Annotated in this window: 15 protein-coding genes; 8 read left to right on the top strand and 7 right to left on the bottom strand. The window is 42.6% G+C overall.

What is annotated here, in order from left to right:
* The 6 genes from K1X76_09080 to K1X76_09055 all read right to left on the bottom strand — a co-directional run.
* Positions 1-886 (bottom strand): hypothetical protein (locus tag K1X76_09080; GenBank protein MBX7149229.1); only part of this gene is annotated, 886 nt, incomplete at its 3' end.
* Positions 887-970: 84 nt separating this feature from the next.
* Positions 971-2458 carry a hypothetical protein gene (locus K1X76_09075; protein ID MBX7149228.1) on the bottom strand — a complete coding sequence of 496 codons (1488 nt, stop codon included), beginning with the start codon at positions 2456-2458 and terminating at the stop codon, positions 971-973.
* Positions 2459-3004, bottom strand: a complete 546-nt coding sequence (locus K1X76_09070) for an outer membrane beta-barrel protein (GenBank protein MBX7149227.1) — start codon at positions 3002-3004, stop codon at positions 2459-2461. It lies immediately after the preceding gene.
* A gap of 40 nt (positions 3005-3044) precedes the next feature.
* On the bottom strand, positions 3045-3659 hold the full coding sequence (gene purN, locus K1X76_09065) for a phosphoribosylglycinamide formyltransferase (GenBank protein MBX7149226.1): 615 nt from the start codon (positions 3657-3659) through the stop codon (positions 3045-3047).
* Complete coding sequence (purM, locus tag K1X76_09060) at positions 3652-4686, bottom strand: phosphoribosylformylglycinamidine cyclo-ligase (protein ID MBX7149225.1); 1035 nt, start codon at positions 4684-4686, stop codon at positions 3652-3654. The genes purN and purM overlap by 8 nt, the downstream gene beginning before the upstream one ends.
* Before the next feature lie 2 nt (positions 4687-4688).
* Entirely contained in the window at positions 4689-5843 is a 1155-nt protein-coding gene (locus tag K1X76_09055; GenBank protein ID MBX7149224.1) for a peptidylprolyl isomerase, read from the bottom strand.
* Between the two features lie 137 nt (positions 5844-5980).
* Between K1X76_09055 and hisG the strand changes: the two genes are divergently transcribed.
* Both hisG and hisS read left to right on the top strand, forming a co-directional pair.
* The gene (gene hisG / locus K1X76_09050) at positions 5981-6856 is read left to right on the top strand and encodes an ATP phosphoribosyltransferase (GenBank protein MBX7149223.1); all 876 of its coding nucleotides are present in this window, start codon (positions 5981-5983) and stop codon (positions 6854-6856) included.
* A 77-nt stretch (positions 6857-6933) separates the two neighbouring features.
* Complete coding sequence (gene hisS / locus K1X76_09045) at positions 6934-8172, top strand: histidine--tRNA ligase (GenBank protein MBX7149222.1); 1239 nt, start codon at positions 6934-6936, stop codon at positions 8170-8172.
* A gap of 1 nt (position 8173) precedes the next feature.
* Here hisS and K1X76_09040 read toward each other — a convergent pair whose 3' ends face one another.
* Positions 8174-8728: a hypothetical protein gene (locus K1X76_09040; protein MBX7149221.1), complete on the bottom strand. Its 555-nt coding sequence runs from the start codon at positions 8726-8728 to the stop codon at positions 8174-8176.
* A 333-nt stretch (positions 8729-9061) separates the two neighbouring features.
* On the opposite strand from K1X76_09040, the gene sctV reads away from it, so the two are divergent.
* The 6 genes from sctV to serS all read left to right on the top strand — a co-directional run bounded on the left by sctV (position 9062) and on the right by serS (position 18980).
* Positions 9062-11197 carry a type III secretion system export apparatus subunit SctV gene (gene sctV / locus K1X76_09035; GenBank protein ID MBX7149220.1) on the top strand — a complete coding sequence of 712 codons (2136 nt, stop codon included), beginning with the start codon at positions 9062-9064 and terminating at the stop codon, positions 11195-11197.
* A gap of 19 nt (positions 11198-11216) precedes the next feature.
* Positions 11217-13538, top strand: a complete 2322-nt coding sequence (locus K1X76_09030) for a thioredoxin family protein (GenBank protein ID MBX7149219.1) — start codon at positions 11217-11219, stop codon at positions 13536-13538.
* 198 nt (positions 13539-13736) lie between these two features.
* Entirely contained in the window at positions 13737-15146 is a 1410-nt protein-coding gene (locus K1X76_09025; protein ID MBX7149218.1) for a hypothetical protein, read from the top strand.
* 66 nt (positions 15147-15212) lie between these two features.
* Positions 15213-16358 (top strand): 8-amino-7-oxononanoate synthase, encoded by a 1146-nt coding sequence (gene bioF, locus K1X76_09020; GenBank protein MBX7149217.1) that lies wholly within the window; start codon positions 15213-15215, stop codon positions 16356-16358.
* Positions 16355-17647, top strand: a complete 1293-nt coding sequence (gene bioA, locus K1X76_09015) for an adenosylmethionine--8-amino-7-oxononanoate transaminase (GenBank protein MBX7149216.1) — start codon at positions 16355-16357, stop codon at positions 17645-17647. The genes bioF and bioA overlap by 4 nt, the downstream gene beginning before the upstream one ends.
* Before the next feature lie 61 nt (positions 17648-17708).
* The gene (gene serS, locus K1X76_09010; GenBank protein ID MBX7149215.1) at positions 17709-18980 is read left to right on the top strand and encodes a serine--tRNA ligase; all 1272 of its coding nucleotides are present in this window, start codon (positions 17709-17711) and stop codon (positions 18978-18980) included.
* The last annotated feature ends 119 nt before the right edge of the window (positions 18981-19099 follow it).

Genomic DNA, 19099 nt, shown 5'->3' with positions numbered 1-19099 from the left:
ACGAAACAGCTTCAAAGGGATCGGCCCTAAACGGTGGTAATGGCTTGCTGGGATAAATTAATTCAGGTGGGGGTATTGTTACAGGCCCTGTTAACAAAGGTGTTTCGGGTAAAACAACCACAGGTTCTTCTACAACTGTAAGAGCTTTAGGAGTAATAATAAGAGCGCTTGTTTCATTGGGAGTGGGGATACTAGCAAGGGTTGCGGTGGAAAGTGCCATGGTGGCTAAGCCTTTGCCAATGGTGGCATCGGCCTGGATGGCTTGGTGTGGTGTATCCGCTGTTGTAGAATCAACAACACCCTTAGCGGTAGTTGCTGCGCCTAAGCCAACCCCACCCCATCCTATGTAGGGGATTGTGGGCGGACAGAAGTAAGCAATGCCGCCCAACACAAGGGTTGAACCCAACGCCAGCCACGGGTGTTCCGATACATCAAAAGCTCCCTCGGCCATGGCTGTAACGGGGGAATAACCAAAAGTTTTAAGATCCACTTTTTTGTCAATATCGGTATTCCAGTAAGCTAAAGCCAAATCATAAGCATTGCCCGACCAGCCCATTTCATCGTACAAAAAATTAGTTGTAATATGTCTAATATCTTCATCCGGAGATAAACTTTTAAAGGCAAGCCCCTGTAAAATAAGTTCCTGCGAAAAAGCCCGCTGATACGATTCCCATAAGGCATCATGATCAACCGTGGCATAAGAATCGAGGGTGAGATTTCCTAAAGCTAAATTGCGCAAGCGGTAAAGACTATCGTGCACGCCATAATCGTTTGTACCCACGCCAAGAATACCAGATTTTTGAGCCGCATCCACACAGTGGGATGCCAGGTTTCTTATTTGAACATAAAATGGTTCTAAAATGGACGGTAATGTGGAGGAGCTCATACCCAAGTTATCGGTATAAGCTTATTAATGTTCATTCAAAAAAGGAGATAAAAGGTAGAAAGTGAGAACAGTTTGTTATCAGTCTTATGCGATGCGTTGTTCCAATTTCATCGCGCGTTTCTTTTCTTTTTCTACATCGGCCCAGATGAGATCGGTTACATTTAAACCAAGCATGAATTTGGCTTCAAAGCCAAAGTGGCCTAATATTTCGGGGGCGGTGAGTAAAAAGTTAGGGGAGGGGGTTTTGTAATCAAGCGGGAATAAATCGGTAAAGTTTTTATGATTGGTCTCAAACACCGGATGCATGAGTGCTTGCTGTTTAAAAATTTCAAAATCGTTTTCCTTCATGGGAAAAAGCGTGTCTTCATCTTCTTTTTTGCTCATGAGCGGGAAAGTTAAATTGAGCTTAGATTCCGAAAATGGAATGAGATCCCATAGCTTTTTCATGATGTTGTCATGGAGCTCGTTAAAAAATTCAAAGTCGGCTTCCATCTGCGATTTATCGAGCAAATAATTAACCGCAATGGTGGTAAAATCACTTTTGCGCTTGAGTTGCACATACAAATAATCAATTCCAATCATGTTGGTTCCGTTTAATATTAAAAGATTATTGTGCATGGGCGGAGGCAGTAGCTCGGTGGGTACTTCAAAAAAACAGGTGTGCCAATACGCTTTTGGTTTTAAACTTTTGGCAAATTTTCTTATTTTTCTAAACCTAAAAAGGGATGGCAAGTAAGGTAGCAATTTTTCAATTTGTGTGTTCCATATCACATAGCGCGATAAAATAGTGCCGTCACTACCTGCAAGCGTTGCTCCTTCAAAAATACCGTTTTTATAAAGCAGCTTTTCAATTTTGGCATCGGGCCTATAAGCGCCTTCGTGATGCTGGATGCGTTCTATAAATAATTTTTTAAGCGCGTTTTGGCCTCCCTGCATCGATAAAATTTCGCCGTCGCTGGGGTTTAACAAATCGGCCATCTGAAACGCAAATACGGGGTTGTTACGGTGTGGCAAAATTAAGTTAAGTTGCGCATCTAAAAAATTTCCCAAAACACTATTTTGAGACGGAGCATCAATATCGTTTAAGGTGTAATGCAAAGTGCTCATTTTTACAAATTTGGCAAAACGGCGGCGTTCCATAAAGCCCTGCGGATGAGCCGTGTTGTATAAATCCTGAACGTCAATTTGATGCTTGTATTGGGATAATTTTTCTAAAAAAGGTTTTAAATTGTCGTAGTCGTCTGGAAACTCGCGTTCCAATTCTTCGTAATATGTAAGCGGGTTAGACGAAATATCGATACGTTTATCGGGATAAATAAGCTGCAAAGGTGATAACTTTTGTGAAAGAGCCTGAATATCAACATCGGGAATGTTAAGACGGCCTAAAATAGAACGTAAGAGCTTGGAGTGTAAATTGGTAACAGGGTAGGGGTCTGATAAGTTTTCGGTGTCGTGAAAAGGATTGGGGTTTAACACATGAACGGTAAGACCCCTTCGGGCTAAAAAAGCCGCCGTAATAAGGCCGGATAACTCCGTACCAATGACTAATGCATCGCAATAACGTTCTAACATTTAAAAATGAAATCCCACTTTTCCGGCCACTGTATAGGGCAGCATGCCAAAGGCATTGTTGCCGGTACCTAAGTCGTCAATAATGGCTGCCGAGCGAAATGTGCCGGCAAGCCCTGTAGACAAGGTATCGGAAATATAATAATCGAGTCCTAATTCAATTTGTCCGCCTAAGCCCACACCATTATGGGCACCGCTTGTAGCATAAGCCCCCACACCAATGCCAGCATAAGGATCCCATTTACCTGACTCGTCATCAAAAAAATACAATTTAATGGTAGCGGCCGGAAGCGCCATAATCACCATATTGCCGCTACTGGTATCGTGAGTAGAAGCCCAGGCTTCTACTGTGAGAGAAAAGCGCTGGTTAAATCGATAATCAAAAAAAGCACCGCCACCCGGGCCGGCATCAAAGCCGGGAGCAGTTTCGAGCACCTGGATATTGCCCAGGGCATACACACCAATGGTTTTATTTTTTGTACTGCGCGCCCAAGAAGGCGCGCTTAATAATAAAAAAGCCGTAACAATGACGGCCAAAAGCTTTTTCATATTTACCCCCTGGTTGATGCTGCAATAACTTATTTTAGCTCTACGAAATAATAACCTGACGACCCTTTACAGTTACTTTGCCCCGTGCCACAAGGTCTACGGCTTTGGGAAGAAGTTGGTGCTCCTCTAATAAAATTTTATCGGCTAAACTTTCGGGTGTTTCACCCGCATCTATAGGAACAACCGATTGCATAATAATGGGGCCTGTATCACAACCTTCATCGGCAAAATGAACTGTGCAGCCGGCAAATTTAACACCATATTCCAGTGCATCTTTTTGGGCATAACGGCCCGGAAACGATGGCAAAAGGGAGGGATGGATGTTGATCACCTTCGTGGGAAAAGCTTTAATAAATGAAGGGGATAAAATACGCATAAAGCCGGCCAGAACTACTAAATCTACTTTATGTTCGTTTAAACAGTTGATTAATTTTTTATCGTAATCTTCGCGTGATTCGCCGGCTTGCGGTTCTATTACAAACGCCGGAATGCCAGCCTTGCGCGAACGTTCTATGGCGCGCGAATCGGGTTTGTTAGAAATAACAACACCTACGGTTGCGGCTAATTTACGTTCGTAGCGGGCGTCAATTAAGGCTTGTAAATTAGTGCCTCTCCCCGAAACCAACACACCTAATGTTAAGGTTTTTTCAGACAAGTTCTACTCCTGTAGTTGAACGTTTTACAATGTTGCCCATTAACGAGGCTTTATAGCCTTGAGCTTTACAAATATCTATAACATTTTGAGCGTCTTGGGAAGAGGCAATCACCACAAAACCTACTCCCATGTTAAATACGCGCCACATTTCATCTTCGGGCACTGCACCCAAATGCTTTAACACTTTAAAAATGGCAGGTGTTTCTATTTTATTTTTTTCAATACGGGCGGCAAGGGCATTGGGCAACACGCGTGGCAGGTTTTCTACAATGCCGCCGCCAGTAATATGTGCCAAAGCTTTTACTTTTACTTTTTTAATGAGCTCTAATACCGGATTAACGTAAATTTGAGTGGGTACTAGTAAAACTTCACCAATGGGCTTATCTAGTCCTTCTTTAAAAGTTTTAATGTTGATGTTATTTTTTTCAATGATTTTACGAACCAGCGAATACCCGTTAGAATGAACGCCCGAGCTGGCTAGCCCAATAACAGCATCGCCTTCAGCAACTTTGGAGCCGTCAATAATATCTGGTTTATTAACAGCGCCCACCGAAAAACCGGCCAGGTCAAATTCACCCTTGGCATACATGCCGGGCATTTCGGCCGTTTCACCACCAATAAGGGTGCAACGAATGTTGGCCAGTGCGCCAGCAATGCCTTTAATAACGTCGCGTGCCTGGGCGCGCTCTAGCTTGCCGGTAGCATAGTAATCTAAAAAGAAGAGGGGTTCGGCACCGCAGCAAACAAGGTCGTTCACACACATGGCCACTAAATCAACGCCTACGGTGTTAAAAACATTCATTTCAAATGCCAGTTTTAATTTAGTGCCAACGCCATCGGTGGACGATACCAAAACAGGTTCTGGAAATTTTTTGAGATCTAATCCAAAAAGCCCAGCATATCCACCTAAGCCCCCTAAAAGTTCGGGGCGCTGGGTTTTTTTAACCATGTCACCAATGTCATCAACCAGGCCATCGCCTTCGTCTATATCAACACCGGCATCTTTGTAAGTAGTTGGAGTTACCATTATTAATGAGCACCTTCTGTTGGAGCCGGAGCAGGTGCTGGAGTTGGAGCCGGTGCTGCGGGTTCAGCGGGAACAGCAGGCTGAGTTTGGGCCGGTTGTGGGTTAGTAGGTGGTGTTGTGGTTCCTGCCTCGGGAGCAGGAGCCGGTGCTGCTGGCGCTGTTTCGGCTCCAGGAGCAACGGGAGCTTCGGCTGCAGGAGGTACACCCTCGGGAGCCGGTACGGCTTCCTCTGTTTTAGGTGCATCTTTTAAGGTTGTATCGGCATAAACAATGGTGTTGTTTTTGGTGAGCTCGGCCACCAATTCATCTTTCACCTGCTTGGTGAGCTGCATTTCAATGCCTTTTTCGGCATCTTCAAAAGGAATTTCTTTTTGGTCGCTGAGCACTTTAATAATTACATAACCCTTTTTAACTTCTATAGGGTCGGATACTTCGTCTTTTTTCATTTTAAAAGCAACGGGCCCCACTTGTTCCATTCCACGACGGGCAAGGCGTTTGTCTTCAATGTTAATATCGCCCATGTTGCCGCCTTTTTTCTTGGTGGCTTTATCGTCCGACATTTCTTCTGCTACTTTGGCAAAGTCTTCACCGGAAGCTAAGCGGGCTTTAATTTGTTTGGCTTTTTCCAGGGTTTTTTGTTTTTCGTCGGCGGAGGGCTCACGATTGGCAGCGGTTTGGTCTTTATTATCGCTGGTGGGTTCGGGCATTAACCAGTCTATTGTAATTTGAGCGGCTTCAAGCGTGGTAAACTCGGATGCTTTTTTGTCGTCGTAATAGGTTTTGGCTTTCTTTTTTACTTCGGCATCTACCAGAGCTTGCGAGATGATAATTTTTTTGTAGAGGGCAGCTTTGGTAAGGGCTTCATTATCGCGGTCGAGACCACGTTTTACAGCTTCTTGATACAAGAGTTCTTGTTCTACCAGGTTTTCTACCAGTTTCTTTTTAGCGATGGGGTTTTTAAGTTGGGCTCCTACGCGTGGGTTGATTTTTGCTAAAAATTCAAGAGTGCCTTCCTTGATGGTGCTTTTGCCTATCAGTACCATGTCTTTACCGGTGTTAACGGCATCTAAGGGGTCGCCGCCGGCGGTGTTGGAAGAGAGTTTTACCTGCGAACAGGATACTAAAAGAATGGATACTGCCAGAAGAAAACGTTTCATGAAAAGCCTCCTTTGTGTGGTGGCGGATCTTAGCCTCACAGCTTTGTAATTGCAAGGATTTCTACCTTGCTTTTTGATAATAAAACCAGTAACTAAGCCCTCTTAAAAAACATTTCAACTTTTATACGGTTATAGTTATGGCAAACGAGCTTAAATTGGGTTTACCCAAAGGATCCCTTCAAGAATCAACTTTTCGCCTGTTTAAAAAGGCAGGTTACGATATTAACGCCTCATCGCGTTCTTATTTTCCATCTATTAACGATCCCGAATTATCCGGTATGCTCATCCGCGCCCAAGAAATGGCACGGTATGTACAAGATGGTGTGCTTGATGCAGGCTTAACTGGCCGTGATTGGGTGATGGAAGAGGGAGCCAAAGTAGTAGAAGTGGCCGAGTTAAAGTATGCTAAAGCCGGCTTACGTCCCGTGCGCTGGGTGTTGGCTGTGCCTAACGATTCTAAAATTAAAACTGTGAAAGATTTGGAAGGAAAGCGTATTTCTACCGAACTGGTTAAGTATACACAGCGCTTTTTAAAAGAAAAAAAGGTAAATGCCTCGGTTGAGTTTTCGTGGGGTGCTACCGAAGTAAAGCCTCCTGTTTTAGCCGATGCTATTGTAGAGCTTACCGAAACCGGTTCGTCATTGCGCGCCAATAATTTACGCATTGTTGATACTCTTTTAGAATCAAACACTTTGTTTATTGCCAACAAAGATTCGTGGAAAAACCCCTGGAAAAGACAAAAGATTGAAAACATGGTGATGTTGTTGCAGGGTGCTATTGCTGCCGAGGAAAAAGTGGGTTTAAAAATGAATATTCCCAAGGCGAATCTTAAAAAAATTATGGCATCTCTTCCATCGCTTAAATCGCCTACTGTTAGCGAGCATTTAGACGGTAAAGGTTTAAGTTTAGAAGTGATTGTGGCCGAGGCTACCGTGCGTGATATTATTCCGCAACTTAAGGCTGCGGGTGCTAGTGGCATTGTAGAATACCCCTTAAATAAAGTTATCTATTGAAGGGGCTAGCGTCGCCCCCTCCACCGGCAAAGCCGGACGGAGCCTCCCCTTCAACGGCCCGTTGAGCTTGGTTTATTATGACGATTAAAGCCATCACAGGAATGAAAGATAATCTTTCTCCCGACATTGCCTTGTGGCAAGCGGTAGAAAAAACTGCCCGTGAGCATTTTTCAAAATATTTTTACGAAGAAATTAGAACCCCTCTTTTAGAAGAAACTTCCCTTTTTGAACGCGGTATTGGCACCGAAACCGGTGTTGTAAAAAAAGAAATGTATACCTTTGATGATAAGGGTGGCGATTCTGTTACTTTGCGTCCCGAAGGCACAGCCTCCGTAGTCCGCGCCTACATTGAACATAATATCCAGCGCGCCGATCCGGTGACAAAATTTTATTATATCGGCCCCATGTTTCGCTATGAACGCCCGCAGAAGGGCCGGCTTCGCCAGTTTCATCAGATTGGTGTAGAATTATTTGGCGCTACCGAACCTGCCGCCGATGCCGAAGTAATTGGCATGCTCGATTTGTTTTTTCAAAAAGTGGGCGTTAAAAATTACGAGCTGCAAATTAACAGTTTGGGTTGTACTGAATGTCGTGTACCGTTTCAGAAAAAATTGACAGATCATTTAAAATCCCTTGCGGGCGAATTATGCGCCGATTGCCAAGAACGCATCACTAAAAATCCCATGCGTGTTTTTGATTGCAAGGTAGAAAAGTGTAAAGAGAAGTTGAAGGCCGCACCAGTTTTGTTAGATGCACTTTGTGTTCCATGCAAAACACACTTTGATGCGGTAAAAAGTGGTTTGGATGCCGCTCAAACAAAATACATCGTGAATCCCCGTATTGCTCGCGGGCTTGATTATTACCAACGCACAGCGTTTGAATTTTTATCCAACGATTTAGGATCGCAAAATGCGTTTGCCGGTGGCGGGCGTTATGATGGACTCGTGAAAGAATTGGGTGGCCCGGATGTTCCCGCCGTTGGTTTTGCGCTGGGTATGGAACGTCTCATTCTTCTTTTGGGTGATAAAAAACCAGAAGTAGGCGGCAAAAAAACCTATATAGTTTTTATGGGCTCCGGCACAGAATCCCCCGCTCGTAAATTGGCCGGTGAACTTCGAGCAAAAGGAATGACTGTTGAAATTGATTACGCCGAAAAATCGATGAAGGCTCAGTTGCGCCGCGCCGGTAAATACAATTTTGATTATGTCATCATCCTAGGCGAGAGCGAACTTGCAAAAGGTGTTGCTCAATTAAAAGACTACAAAACCGGCGAGCAAAAAGAAGTGGTTTTTTCTTCCATTGCGTCTCTTTTTTAGGCTATTGAACCAAATCCCATCCCAAAATTGCAGGGCCCTGCAGAATACAATTATCAAAAGTATCGCGTATATAAATTTGATGATGAGCGCTTCCTGTTTTTGTCATTTGCAGGACATCATTCCCAATAAGTTTTAGTATAAAGGAACCATATTCGCTGGAGTTAAATGTTTGGGTTTCGCTATTTTCATTTAAGGAGTTTGTGGTAAAGGTGATGTTTGAATAATCTTCATTTAATATAGCATCAAGGTTATGGGCTCGTTCCATTAAAGTAACCTGGTTATTATCAGTGTCTAAAGAGAGGGTCATGTAATCGGGTTTTTCGTTTTCCGACCCTTTTGAATAGCGGTAACACCAATCGCCCATCAGCTTTCCTGTTTCATTTTCGTTTTCATCATTGGGAGGGTTTTCATCGGAGCCATGAGAAGCATCGGAGTTGCGGCAAAAGGAGTAGGGCTGGCTCTCATAGAGGCCATCTACACAATCATTACCCATGTTGTCGCAGGCCGCTGTGCTCAGAACTATGAGAGCAAAAAGTATGAGGAGGTAAGTTTTCATAAATGAGTGTAAGCTACTAACTAGTTATCGGGTTTAAAGGTGTATGAAGTTGTATTACATTTTATTAAGGGAGATTTTTGGCTCTTGCTATGTTTGGCATTTTTGAGGTTTTGCCACCCCCAGATTAACTAACTCCCTGAATTTACTCCCCATTTAAAATTGATCGCGGTGCCAGGCACGCCCATAAAATATTGATAAATATAAGTATTTTATTCTTTAAGAGGCGTTTGTGATGGCACCTGAATTGCAAAAATATCTTTTAGTTTTGATAGTTTAGTGAACGATGCTACACTGTAAAAACAGGGTACAATATAACCTTTATTTAAGGATTTCATGAATTGGCTTTTTTCTAAATTAGGTGTGGATGATATTAATGGTTTGATTACGAAGTACAGCGATCTCATCTTGGCGGGTCTTGTTATCAGCGTGTTGTCGATGATCATTATCCCGTTGCCACCCTGGTTACTGGATATTTGTCTTACTATTTCTATTTCGTTAGGCGTTATCATTCTTCTTGTATCGCTCTATATTTCAGACGGATTAAAGTTAGCTTCATTTCCCACCATTTTGCTTATTTCAACTTTGTATCGCTTGGCTCTTAACATTTCATCTACCCGTCTCATTTTATCCGAAGGCTATGCCGGTGAGGTGATTGAGGCATTTGGTAATTTCGTGGCCAGAGGCCAGCTTGTGGTGGGGCTTGTTTTGTTTGTGATTATTACCCTGGTTAACTTTATTGTGGTGGCCAAAGGTGCCGAGCGTGTATCCGAAGTGGCGGCCCGTTTTACCTTGGATGCTATGCCGGGTAAACAAATGAGTATTGATGCCGACTTACGCGCGGGCACCATTACCATGGACGAAGCCAAAGCGCGCCGTAGCCAATTACAACGCGAATCGCAAATGTACGGAGCCATGGATGGTGCCATGAAGTTTGTAAAGGGTGATGCCATTGCGGGTATTATTATTACGGTCATCAACTTAATTGGTGGCCTTGTTATTGGTGTGATGCAGCGGGATATGAGTTTTGAAAAAGCGGCGCATACATACTCCATCCTTTCCATTGGTGATGGTATTATCAGTATGTTGCCTGCGTTTATTATTTCGATGGCGGCCGGTATTGTGGTTACCCGTGTGTCTTCCGATAATAAAGAAGCAAGCTTGGGTAAAGATGTTATTGGTCAAATTACGGCTTATCCCAAAGTATTTATGATTGCCTCAGTGCTGCTCTTGGGTATGGCGCTGGTGCCCGGGCTTCCTAAATTACCGTTTATCTTTTTAGGTTTATTACTGGGCGCTTATGCTTTTTACAGTACGCGTAAAAAGGAAGAGAAAATTCAAAAAATTATTGATCAGCCTAAAGAAGAAAAAGTTAAAAAGGCTATCGAAAAGCATGGCGATCAATTGCCCTTTATTATGCCGTCGCCTATTTCGCTTGAAGTGGGTAGTAATATTATTCCCTTTGTAGACGACAGTAAAGACGGGGGCCGCTTTATAAACGAGCTTATTCCGTTACTTCGTCACGGCTTATACTATGAATTGGGCGTTAACTTCCCCGGAATCCAAGTGCGTGGGCAAACAGTGGACATGGAGCCCGATGCGTATGTGATTAATATTAACGAAGTGCCAGTGGCGCGGGGCAAAATTATGCAGGGCTGTATTTTAGTGGGCGAGCCTTTAGAGCAATTGCAGCTTTTTAATATTACCGGAAAGGAAACTATTCATCCTATTGATGGTTCTATTGTTACCTGGGTATCCGATAAATATAAAGATGTGGCGGTACAGGCTGGTTTTAGAATGTGGGATATTTCGGAATATTTAATTTTGCATCTCTCGTATGTGTTGCGTAAGCATGCACATGAATTCTTGGGCTTGCAGGAAGTACAAACCCTTTTGAATGAACTTGAAAAATCGCACCCGGCTTTGGTGAAAGAATTAGTGCCTAAAGTTATTACCGTATTACAATTAGCCGAAATTTTTCAGCGTTTGGTGCAGGAAGAAGTATCTATCCGCGATTTAAAAAATATTTTTTCTACACTCGCGCAATGGGCCGAAATTGAACGTAATACTCTCATGCTCACCGAGCATGTGCGTGCCGGTTTAAAACGCTATGTGACGTTTAAATATTCGGGCCATGGTAATGCGCTGGCAGTATATTTATTAGATCCTCGCATCGAAGACATGGTGCGCGATGCCATTCGTACCACTGAGAAAGGGAATTATTTAGCGCTCGATCCCGAAATTACGCAGGAGATTATTGAAAATGTAGGTAAAGAAATTGCCTCCCATCCTTTTCCTCCGGGTGCTCGTCCGCCGGTAATATTAACCACGGCCGAAATCCGCCGTTATTTCCGTAAAATTATTGAGCTGGAATTTCCTCAGCTCTCCGTCTTGTCGTACCAAGAGCTTTCCGAAAACCTGCGTATTCAGCCCATTGCCCGCGTGAGCTTGCCGCGCTTGGTGGCTTCATAAAGTAATAAGGAAGTATTTTATGGGAAATTGGTGGGATGCCATTACAAGAAGACTACCGAATCCATTTGTAGATTCCGTTTCAGCTGATCCGTTTGATTTTTTTAAAAATCGTACCGATACTAATCCAAAAAAAATTGCTGTTATATTAAATCTCGATTCAGAAGAAAGGCATGTGAATAATGTAGAGATGAGCTCTACTGCTTTGTATGATGATGGATATGAGGTGATTGTTGTCTCCGTTAAAAAGCCTACAGATGTTGATCATTATATCCCGGCATCACAAGAAAATATAAGACGTGTTTTAAGTGAGTTAAAAACTTATGCACGTACTAATGATGAATTGTTATTTTATAATACAGGTCATGGTTTGGCTGGTGGCTTTAATCAAGATATAAATGAGTGGATTGATGTCGTTCCTTATCATCAACGTACTATTGTTATGGATCAATGCTTTTCCGGATGGGCGCGCACTTTTTTTGCCGATGATCCAAGGACCTTTTTAGCATTTTCAGCCAGTGAAAATGAAGAGGCTAGTTGTGGCTTTTTTGCGCCATATTTTTGGGCTAATAATGTACCTGATCAGAATGGTGATGGAGAAATCAGTTTTCGGGAAAGATATGCTTATGCAGAGGGATTTAACATTGGAGTGTCTCATTCTTTTGTGGCTGTTACTGATGGATATATTCAGGCAGGGGCGCCGGATTTCCCCGCACAAGTTGTGGATGTGAAAACGGCAGATGATTTGAATACGCAAATTGGCAGGCTTAAACCTGGACAATTTGCTTTGGTGACCTTTTCAGCCAGTTGGTGTGGGCCATGCAAGGAATATCGTCCCCAATTTGCAGTAATGGCCGAGCAGGCTCAGGGGCAAGTTTTGTTTTTACGCACAGAAAACGAAGCATTGGCACAATATTATGGTGTTATGAGTTATCCCACGGTTATGGTTTTTGATAACAGTGGCCATAATAGCATTATTTTGGACCGGAATCATCCTACGCAGGAGTTGGGGATGTTTCAGGCATTAAGCCCTTTGCAGGTGGCTTGTGAAAATATTGCTCTTGCAGACAATTCCCATAATATGTGGGCCGGGTTGAGATATATAGGAAGCTATCTAAGTAAATATTTAAAAGATCAAACTGTATTGCCTCTCGAAGAGGCTAGTTTGATTGATGAAACTTTTGTGAACTTGTTAAAGAGAACTATGGTGGAAGATGGGTACATGATGGGGATTGAAGAATGGATGCTGATAGAAGGTGCAGCCAATAATTTTGGGAAGCTTTTTTGGAAACCTAATGATTTCCAGTATTACCTGTCATTGGCTCTTGAAAACGACGATGGTAGATCAACATTTGGGAGTAGTTTATTGGATTGTACTTTTAAAGATCATGGGAACTTAATAAGTGCCGAAAACTGGGAGAAAGTGGGTTGGTGGTTGGGTGAGGGGAGTAATGCCCAAAAAAGAAAGGGTTTGGAATGGTTATTGATAAATACTCGTTATGGTATTTCACAGGCAGAACAAATAGCAAAAAAATATAGTACTGAAATAAAGGCCATGACACATAATTCAAATATTTTGATACGGCAAAATGCAATTGCACTATTATTTTCAATTCAGGATAATTTTTCTAATTTTACAAGCGGTGAATTGGTGGATGGTTTAATAGTCATGATAGATGCCAATAATTATGATATGCTCCGCATTGTTTTTAAAAAGATCAGGCCTTATTTATCTTTTGAAGATTTAAATGAAATTTTTGATTATTTAGTCTTACTCGATGAAGGAATATCGTTACAGGAATTCCCCGTAGATCGGTTAGCGGTGATGGTAGAGTATTTTGGACAGGATTTTTTGAGGGCAAAAGAACTTGAGTTACGACAAGGTTTATATGAGGAATGTGATGTGTTGTATGGCTTGGAGGACTCGCAGGTACCAGACTTGGAAAGGTTTTCACCTGTAAGGAATTATGCTTTATTGCTGAACGCAATGAATACTACAGATTTGTTGAATTTATCGGATGAGTTTTTTGATGCTGACCCTGCCGTTGTTTATCCGCACGAAAAAATGGCCCGTGCGATGATTGTTATTTTTACCAATATGTTTTTATTCGTTCATTTTAAGCAAGAAGGCCAGGAGATGGAAGCAGATGAAGTATTAGGGAGTCTGTTTGGTTGGATTAAGAATAATCTGGATTCTGATGTGAAAAGCGATATTAAAAAAGTAGCAAAGGAATATATTATTCCCGTGCTTCAGAATTGTGTATGGAGCCAGGGATATTTACATGGCACTTTTGATATAAATATAAATGATCCACTGGATGTTCTTGTGGATTTGTTAAAATAGCGTAAGCTAATACAAAATTTCAGCCCATTGCCCGCGTGAGCTTGCCGCGCTTGGTGGCGGCGGGTGCATAAGACCATAAGGGTAATTCCTATTAGAATTTTCAAAAAACATATTTCCTTTTCATAAAAAAGGCGTACTCTCTTCCCACATTTCAATTGCCTCACCTATGTTGTAGATGAGGCTCATAAAGGAGAGGTCATGAAGAAAATAGCACAAATTTTATCAGTTTGTTTTCTTGTTGCATTTGCAGCTTGTAGTTCTAGCTCGTCAGGTGGTTCAGCCAGTGGTTTAAATGGGGCAACTGAAGTACGGGGAACGGTATATGCGCCTAACGGTACCGATCCTATTTCGGGTGCAGTTGTTTATATTGATGATACGGCTTCCTCAATTTCCAAAGTAACAAAAAATAAAGGCGTTGTAACTCGTACAATTACTGCTACCTGTGACGAAGGGGAAGTGACCTGTGAAGATCCTAGTGGAACAGTTTGTGGAAGTACTTGTACTTGTGCTGATGGTACTTATGTTTTGGGGACCACAGATTGTGATACTTCAGCTACAACGATCACCTTTTGTAAAGGAGCTCAATGTGGCACGGCTGATTTAGATTGTGATGATCCAGATAATTGTGTGGCTAATATTAGTGGTGCTTCTAGTGGAGCAAATGCTATCAGTATAGCTGTTGTTACCGGAGCTTATGACCAAATTGAAAATGTATTGGCTAAACTAGGATATGGCGATGTGGATGAGGCCGGTTCTTTGGTTGTGGGAACAGAAACTTTTGATATTTACACTTGTGGTGGTTTGACCGATTATGAAATTTCTTTATTAGACAATGCGGATGACTATCAAACGTGCAACACTCTATTTGATAGCGCAGATGTTATGGATGATTATGATATAATTTTTATAAATTGTGGTGCGGATCAGAGTCTTGATGCTGCGGTTAGTGGATCTTTAATAAAAGCCCACTCTCATGCTGTTTCACGCGATTTTACTGAAACTCAGGTAGATAATATACAAGCTTATGTCAATAACGGTGGGCGCTTGTATGTGACCGATCGTTCCTACGATTTTATTGAGCAGTCATTCCCAAATTTTATGAAATTTAAAGATGATCCAGATGATGCTGCTACGCCCGGCAATTATAACGAAGCGTGGGATGGGGATGACGGTATTGTTTCAAATGCCACAATTAATGATCCTGGCCTAATTAGCTGGATTACTAGCAGTGCTATTACAACAAATACGATAGATTTTGATGATGCTCCGGGAAATAGTTGTGATACAACTGTGAACGGTAATTCAGGCTCTGACAATTTACTTAGTGAAGATACCATTAGAATTGGAGACTTTTTAGCTGGATGGGCGGCTATGGACACGGTTCATGATGGTGAGGATACTTTTGTATGGATTGAAGGCAACGTAAGTGTTGGTAGTGTAGAGTCAGAACGCCCATTGACCGCCAGTAAAGTGGAAGGGGATGGTTGTATTATTTATAGTTCTTATCACACAGCCGAAACTTGTCCTACTACCGGCTTTTGGCCTCAGGAACGTGTATTGCAATATCTAGTGTTTGAAGCTGCCGGTAGTTGTGTTCCGGCCGACTAGTGAGTTGACACACTTTACATTTAGTCATATCAAACAAAGGGGCGGATATCCGCCCCTTTGTTTTTTATGGCCCCTTCATTTTTCAAAGAAAAACTGGATGATTTAGCCCAAAAAGGGCTTTACCGTACCTTGCGTACCACTACGTCCGATCAGGATGCCACTCTTACCGTAAATGGACGCGAGCTGATTAATTTTTCTTCCAATAACTATCTGGGCATAGCCAATCATCCGGCCTTAAAAGAAGCCTCTATTAAAGCGATAGGGCGCTATGGAGCGGGCAGTGGAGCCTCCAGGCTTATCACAGGCTCGATGACGCTGCACGATGAGCTGGAGAGCGCTATAGCCACATTTAAAGGTACCGAGGCGGCACTTGTTTTTAATTCGGGTTATTTGGCTAATACCGGTGTTATCTCCTGTCTTGTGGGCGAGGGCGACTTTATTTTTTCGGATGAACTTAATCATGCCAGTATTATTGATGGCTGTCGTTTGAACAAAGCCAAAGTCATGGTGTACCGTCACAATGATCTAAGCCATTTAGAAGAACTCTTAAAAAACCATTCACGATCCACCATCCACCATCCACGATTTCTTATTGCCACTGATACCGTGTTTTCTATGGATGGTGATTTATGCCCTTTGCCGGACATTATGAAGCTTGCCGAAAAATATGACGCGCTGGTTTATGTAGATGAAGCGCATGGCACGGGTGTATTTGGTAAAAATGGAAGAGGGGTTGTGGAGCATTATGGTATTTCATCCGCCCATCCCTTGCTTATTCAAATGGGCACTCTTGGTAAGGCCCTTGGTTCTTTTGGTGCTTATGTGTGTGGCTCCCGTGATTTAATTAATTATCTTATTAACAAAGCGCGTACTTTTATTTTTAGTACCTCGCTGCCACCTTCCGTGCTGGCGGCTTCGCAGGCAGCGATTAACTTGCTTCAGAGTGATGCTTCTATGACACAAAAATTATGGGAAAATGTGCGTTACTTTAAGAAAGAAGCTGTTTCGCCCATTATTCCTGTGCTTGTTGGTGATGCGCAAAAAACGATGGAGCTTTCTCAAAAACTTTTTGAAAAAGGAATTTGGGCGCAAGGGATTAGGCCTCCAACAGTAGCCGAGGGTTCTTCGCGTATTCGTTTTACGGTGATGGCAACACATACTAAAGAGCAATTGGATTTGTGTTTAAAGGCTTTGAAAGACTTGGGATTATGAAAGACGTAAAAAAACTTCAAGACAGCGATCGCCAAAACATCTGGCATCCGTTTACCCAGATGTATGATTACGAAACCGAAACGCCACTTATTATCGAGCGGGGCGAGGGGAATTATCTGTTTGATATTGAGGGGAAAAAATATCTCGATGGAATTTCGTCCCTCTGGGTTACTGTTCATGGCCACAATAAAAAAGAAATTAATGACGCCATTAAAGCACAGGTAGATAAAGTGTCGCATTCCACTTTATTGGGTTTATCAAACGTACCGGCCGTGGAATTTGCCGAAAAATTACTCAAATTTGTTCCCCAAAATCTTAAAAAAGTTTTTTACTCCGATAGTGGTTCTACATCTGTTGAAATTGCTCTCAAGATCGCCTTTCAGTATTGGCAGCAGGGTGGGGGGAATACTCAAAAAACTAAGTTTCTCTCGTTCAATAATGCCTATCATGGCGATACGATTGGCTCTGTCAGTGTGGGTGGGATGGATTTATTTCATGCCATTTACAAGCCGCTCCTGTTCAGCGCATTGCATGCCAATTTTGACAATGCCGTGAGCCTCATCGAAAAACATCATCATGAATTAGCGGCGGTTATCATCGAACCCGTTATTCAAGGGGCAGCGGGGATGCTCACACAGCCGGAAGGATTTTTGACGAAGTTGCGCGAGGCTTGTACTAAACACAATGTGCTCCTTATTGTGGATGAAGTAGCCACCGGTTTTGGTAGAACAGGAAAAATGTTTGCCTGCGAGCATGATAAGATAGAGCCCGATATTTTATGTGCGGCTAAAGGGATCACCGGCGGTTATTTACCGCTCGCTGTTACACTCACCACGCAAAAAATTTATGACGCGTTTAAGTATAAATACGAAGAGCTCAAAACATTTTTTCATGGTCATACCTATACCGGTAATCCCTTAGCCTGTGCGGCTGGGATTGCTAATCTAGAAATTTTTGAGAACGAAAAGACGATTGAAAAGCTTCAGCCTAAAATTACTCATCTCACCAAAGGGCTTGAGCGTTTCAAAGATATCCCTGTTGTGGCCGATATCCGTCAACGTGGGTTTATGGTGGGGATTGAACTCATGAAAGATGTGCAAAAAAAGATCGCTTACGAACTTAAAGAAAAAGCAGGGATTAAAGTGATTATGAACGCGCGGGAAAAGGGCGTGATTCTTCGTCCCTTGGGCCCAGTGATTGTATTGATGCCGCCTTTATCACTCACTATAGAAGAAATTGATTTTTTACTCGATGTCACGTATGAATCGATAAAAGTTGTAACCGGGTAGGGGTGCTGCTTGCTGCGCCCGGGCAGGGCAAGCCCTGCCCCTACAAATCGAGGAATGAATCATGTTAGATATAAAATGGATTTTAGACAACGAAGCCGCTTTTAAACAAGCTCTCAAAAACCGTGGATCGGATCTGGATACGAGCGGGCTTTTTGATTTGAACAACAAACGCAAAGCGCTGCAGGTGGAGTTTGATACGCTCAGAGCCGAACAAAATAATAAATCTAAAGAAATTGCCATGGCCAATAAGGAAAAGCGCGACACCAGCGGGATTATGGCCGAGATGAAAAAAGTGGCTGACCGGGTAAAAGCCCTTTCTGCCGACATGACGTCTATTGAAGACGAGCTCAATAAACTTTTATCCGTGATTCCCAACGTACCCGATGCGTCTGTTCCTGTAGGGGCCGATTTGGAAGGGAATAAAGAAGTAAAAGTATGGGGGAAAAAACCTGAATTTAGTTTTAAACCCAAAGACCATATTGAAATTGGTGAAAGTTTAAAAATTCTCGATTTTGATCGTGGTGCTAAAATTGCGGGTGCTCGCTTTACACTGTATCGCGGTTTGGCCGCTCGTTTAGAACGTGCTCTTATCAATTTTATGCTCGAAACCCATCGCAAAGAACATGGGTATGAAGAAGTGCTCCCGCCTTTTATGGCTATTGCCGATAGTTTGTATGGTACTGGCCAGCTTCCTAAATTTGAAGCCGATCTTTTCAAAACAAATTCGAATCACTATTTAATTCCCACAGCCGAAGTTCCGGTAACCAATATTTACCGTGATGAAATTTTAAAAGAAGAGCAGCTCCCGCTGCGTTTGTGTGCGTATACGCCTTGTTTTAGGAGCGAAGCGGGTTCTTATGGGAAAGATGTGAAAGGGCTTATCCGTCAGCATCAATTTAATAAAGTGGAGCTCGTGCAATTTGCTCACCCGGATAAATCGTTTGACGCGTTGGAAGAACTTACCGGCAGTGCCGAAAAAATCCTCGAAAAATTAGGCCTTCATTATCGCCGCATGGTTTTGTGTACAGGCGATATGGGTTTTGGTTCGGCCAAAACTTATGATTTAGAAGTATGGCTCCCGGGTCAGAACGCCTACCGCGAAATCTCTTCTTGTTCTAACTTTGTAGACTTCCAGGCCCGTCGCTTAAAAACCCGTTTTAAAGATAAAGACGGAAAAAACAAACTGGTGCATACCCTTAATGGTTCTGGTTTAGCCGTTGGCCGTACGCTGGTGGCTATTTTAGAAAATTATCAGCAGGCTGATGGTACGGTAAAAGTCCCCGAGGCTTTGGTGCCTTTTATGGATGGCGTGACGGTTATTGGTTCGGTTTAATCGGGTATCAATGCATTATTAATCTTTTTATAAGTATTTAATATGATTCATATTTTCCCCTTTCCCCTTTTACCCTATAAAAGTACGCAACTTTGTATAATAAATAACCGATAAATAAA

The organism is bacterium (assembly GCA_019695305.1).
Taxonomy (GTDB): domain Bacteria; phylum UBA10199; class UBA10199; order UBA10199; family JAIBAG01; genus JAIBAG01.
Note: the sequence above shows the minus strand (reverse complement) of the source record. Positions and strands in the feature narration are given on the sequence as shown.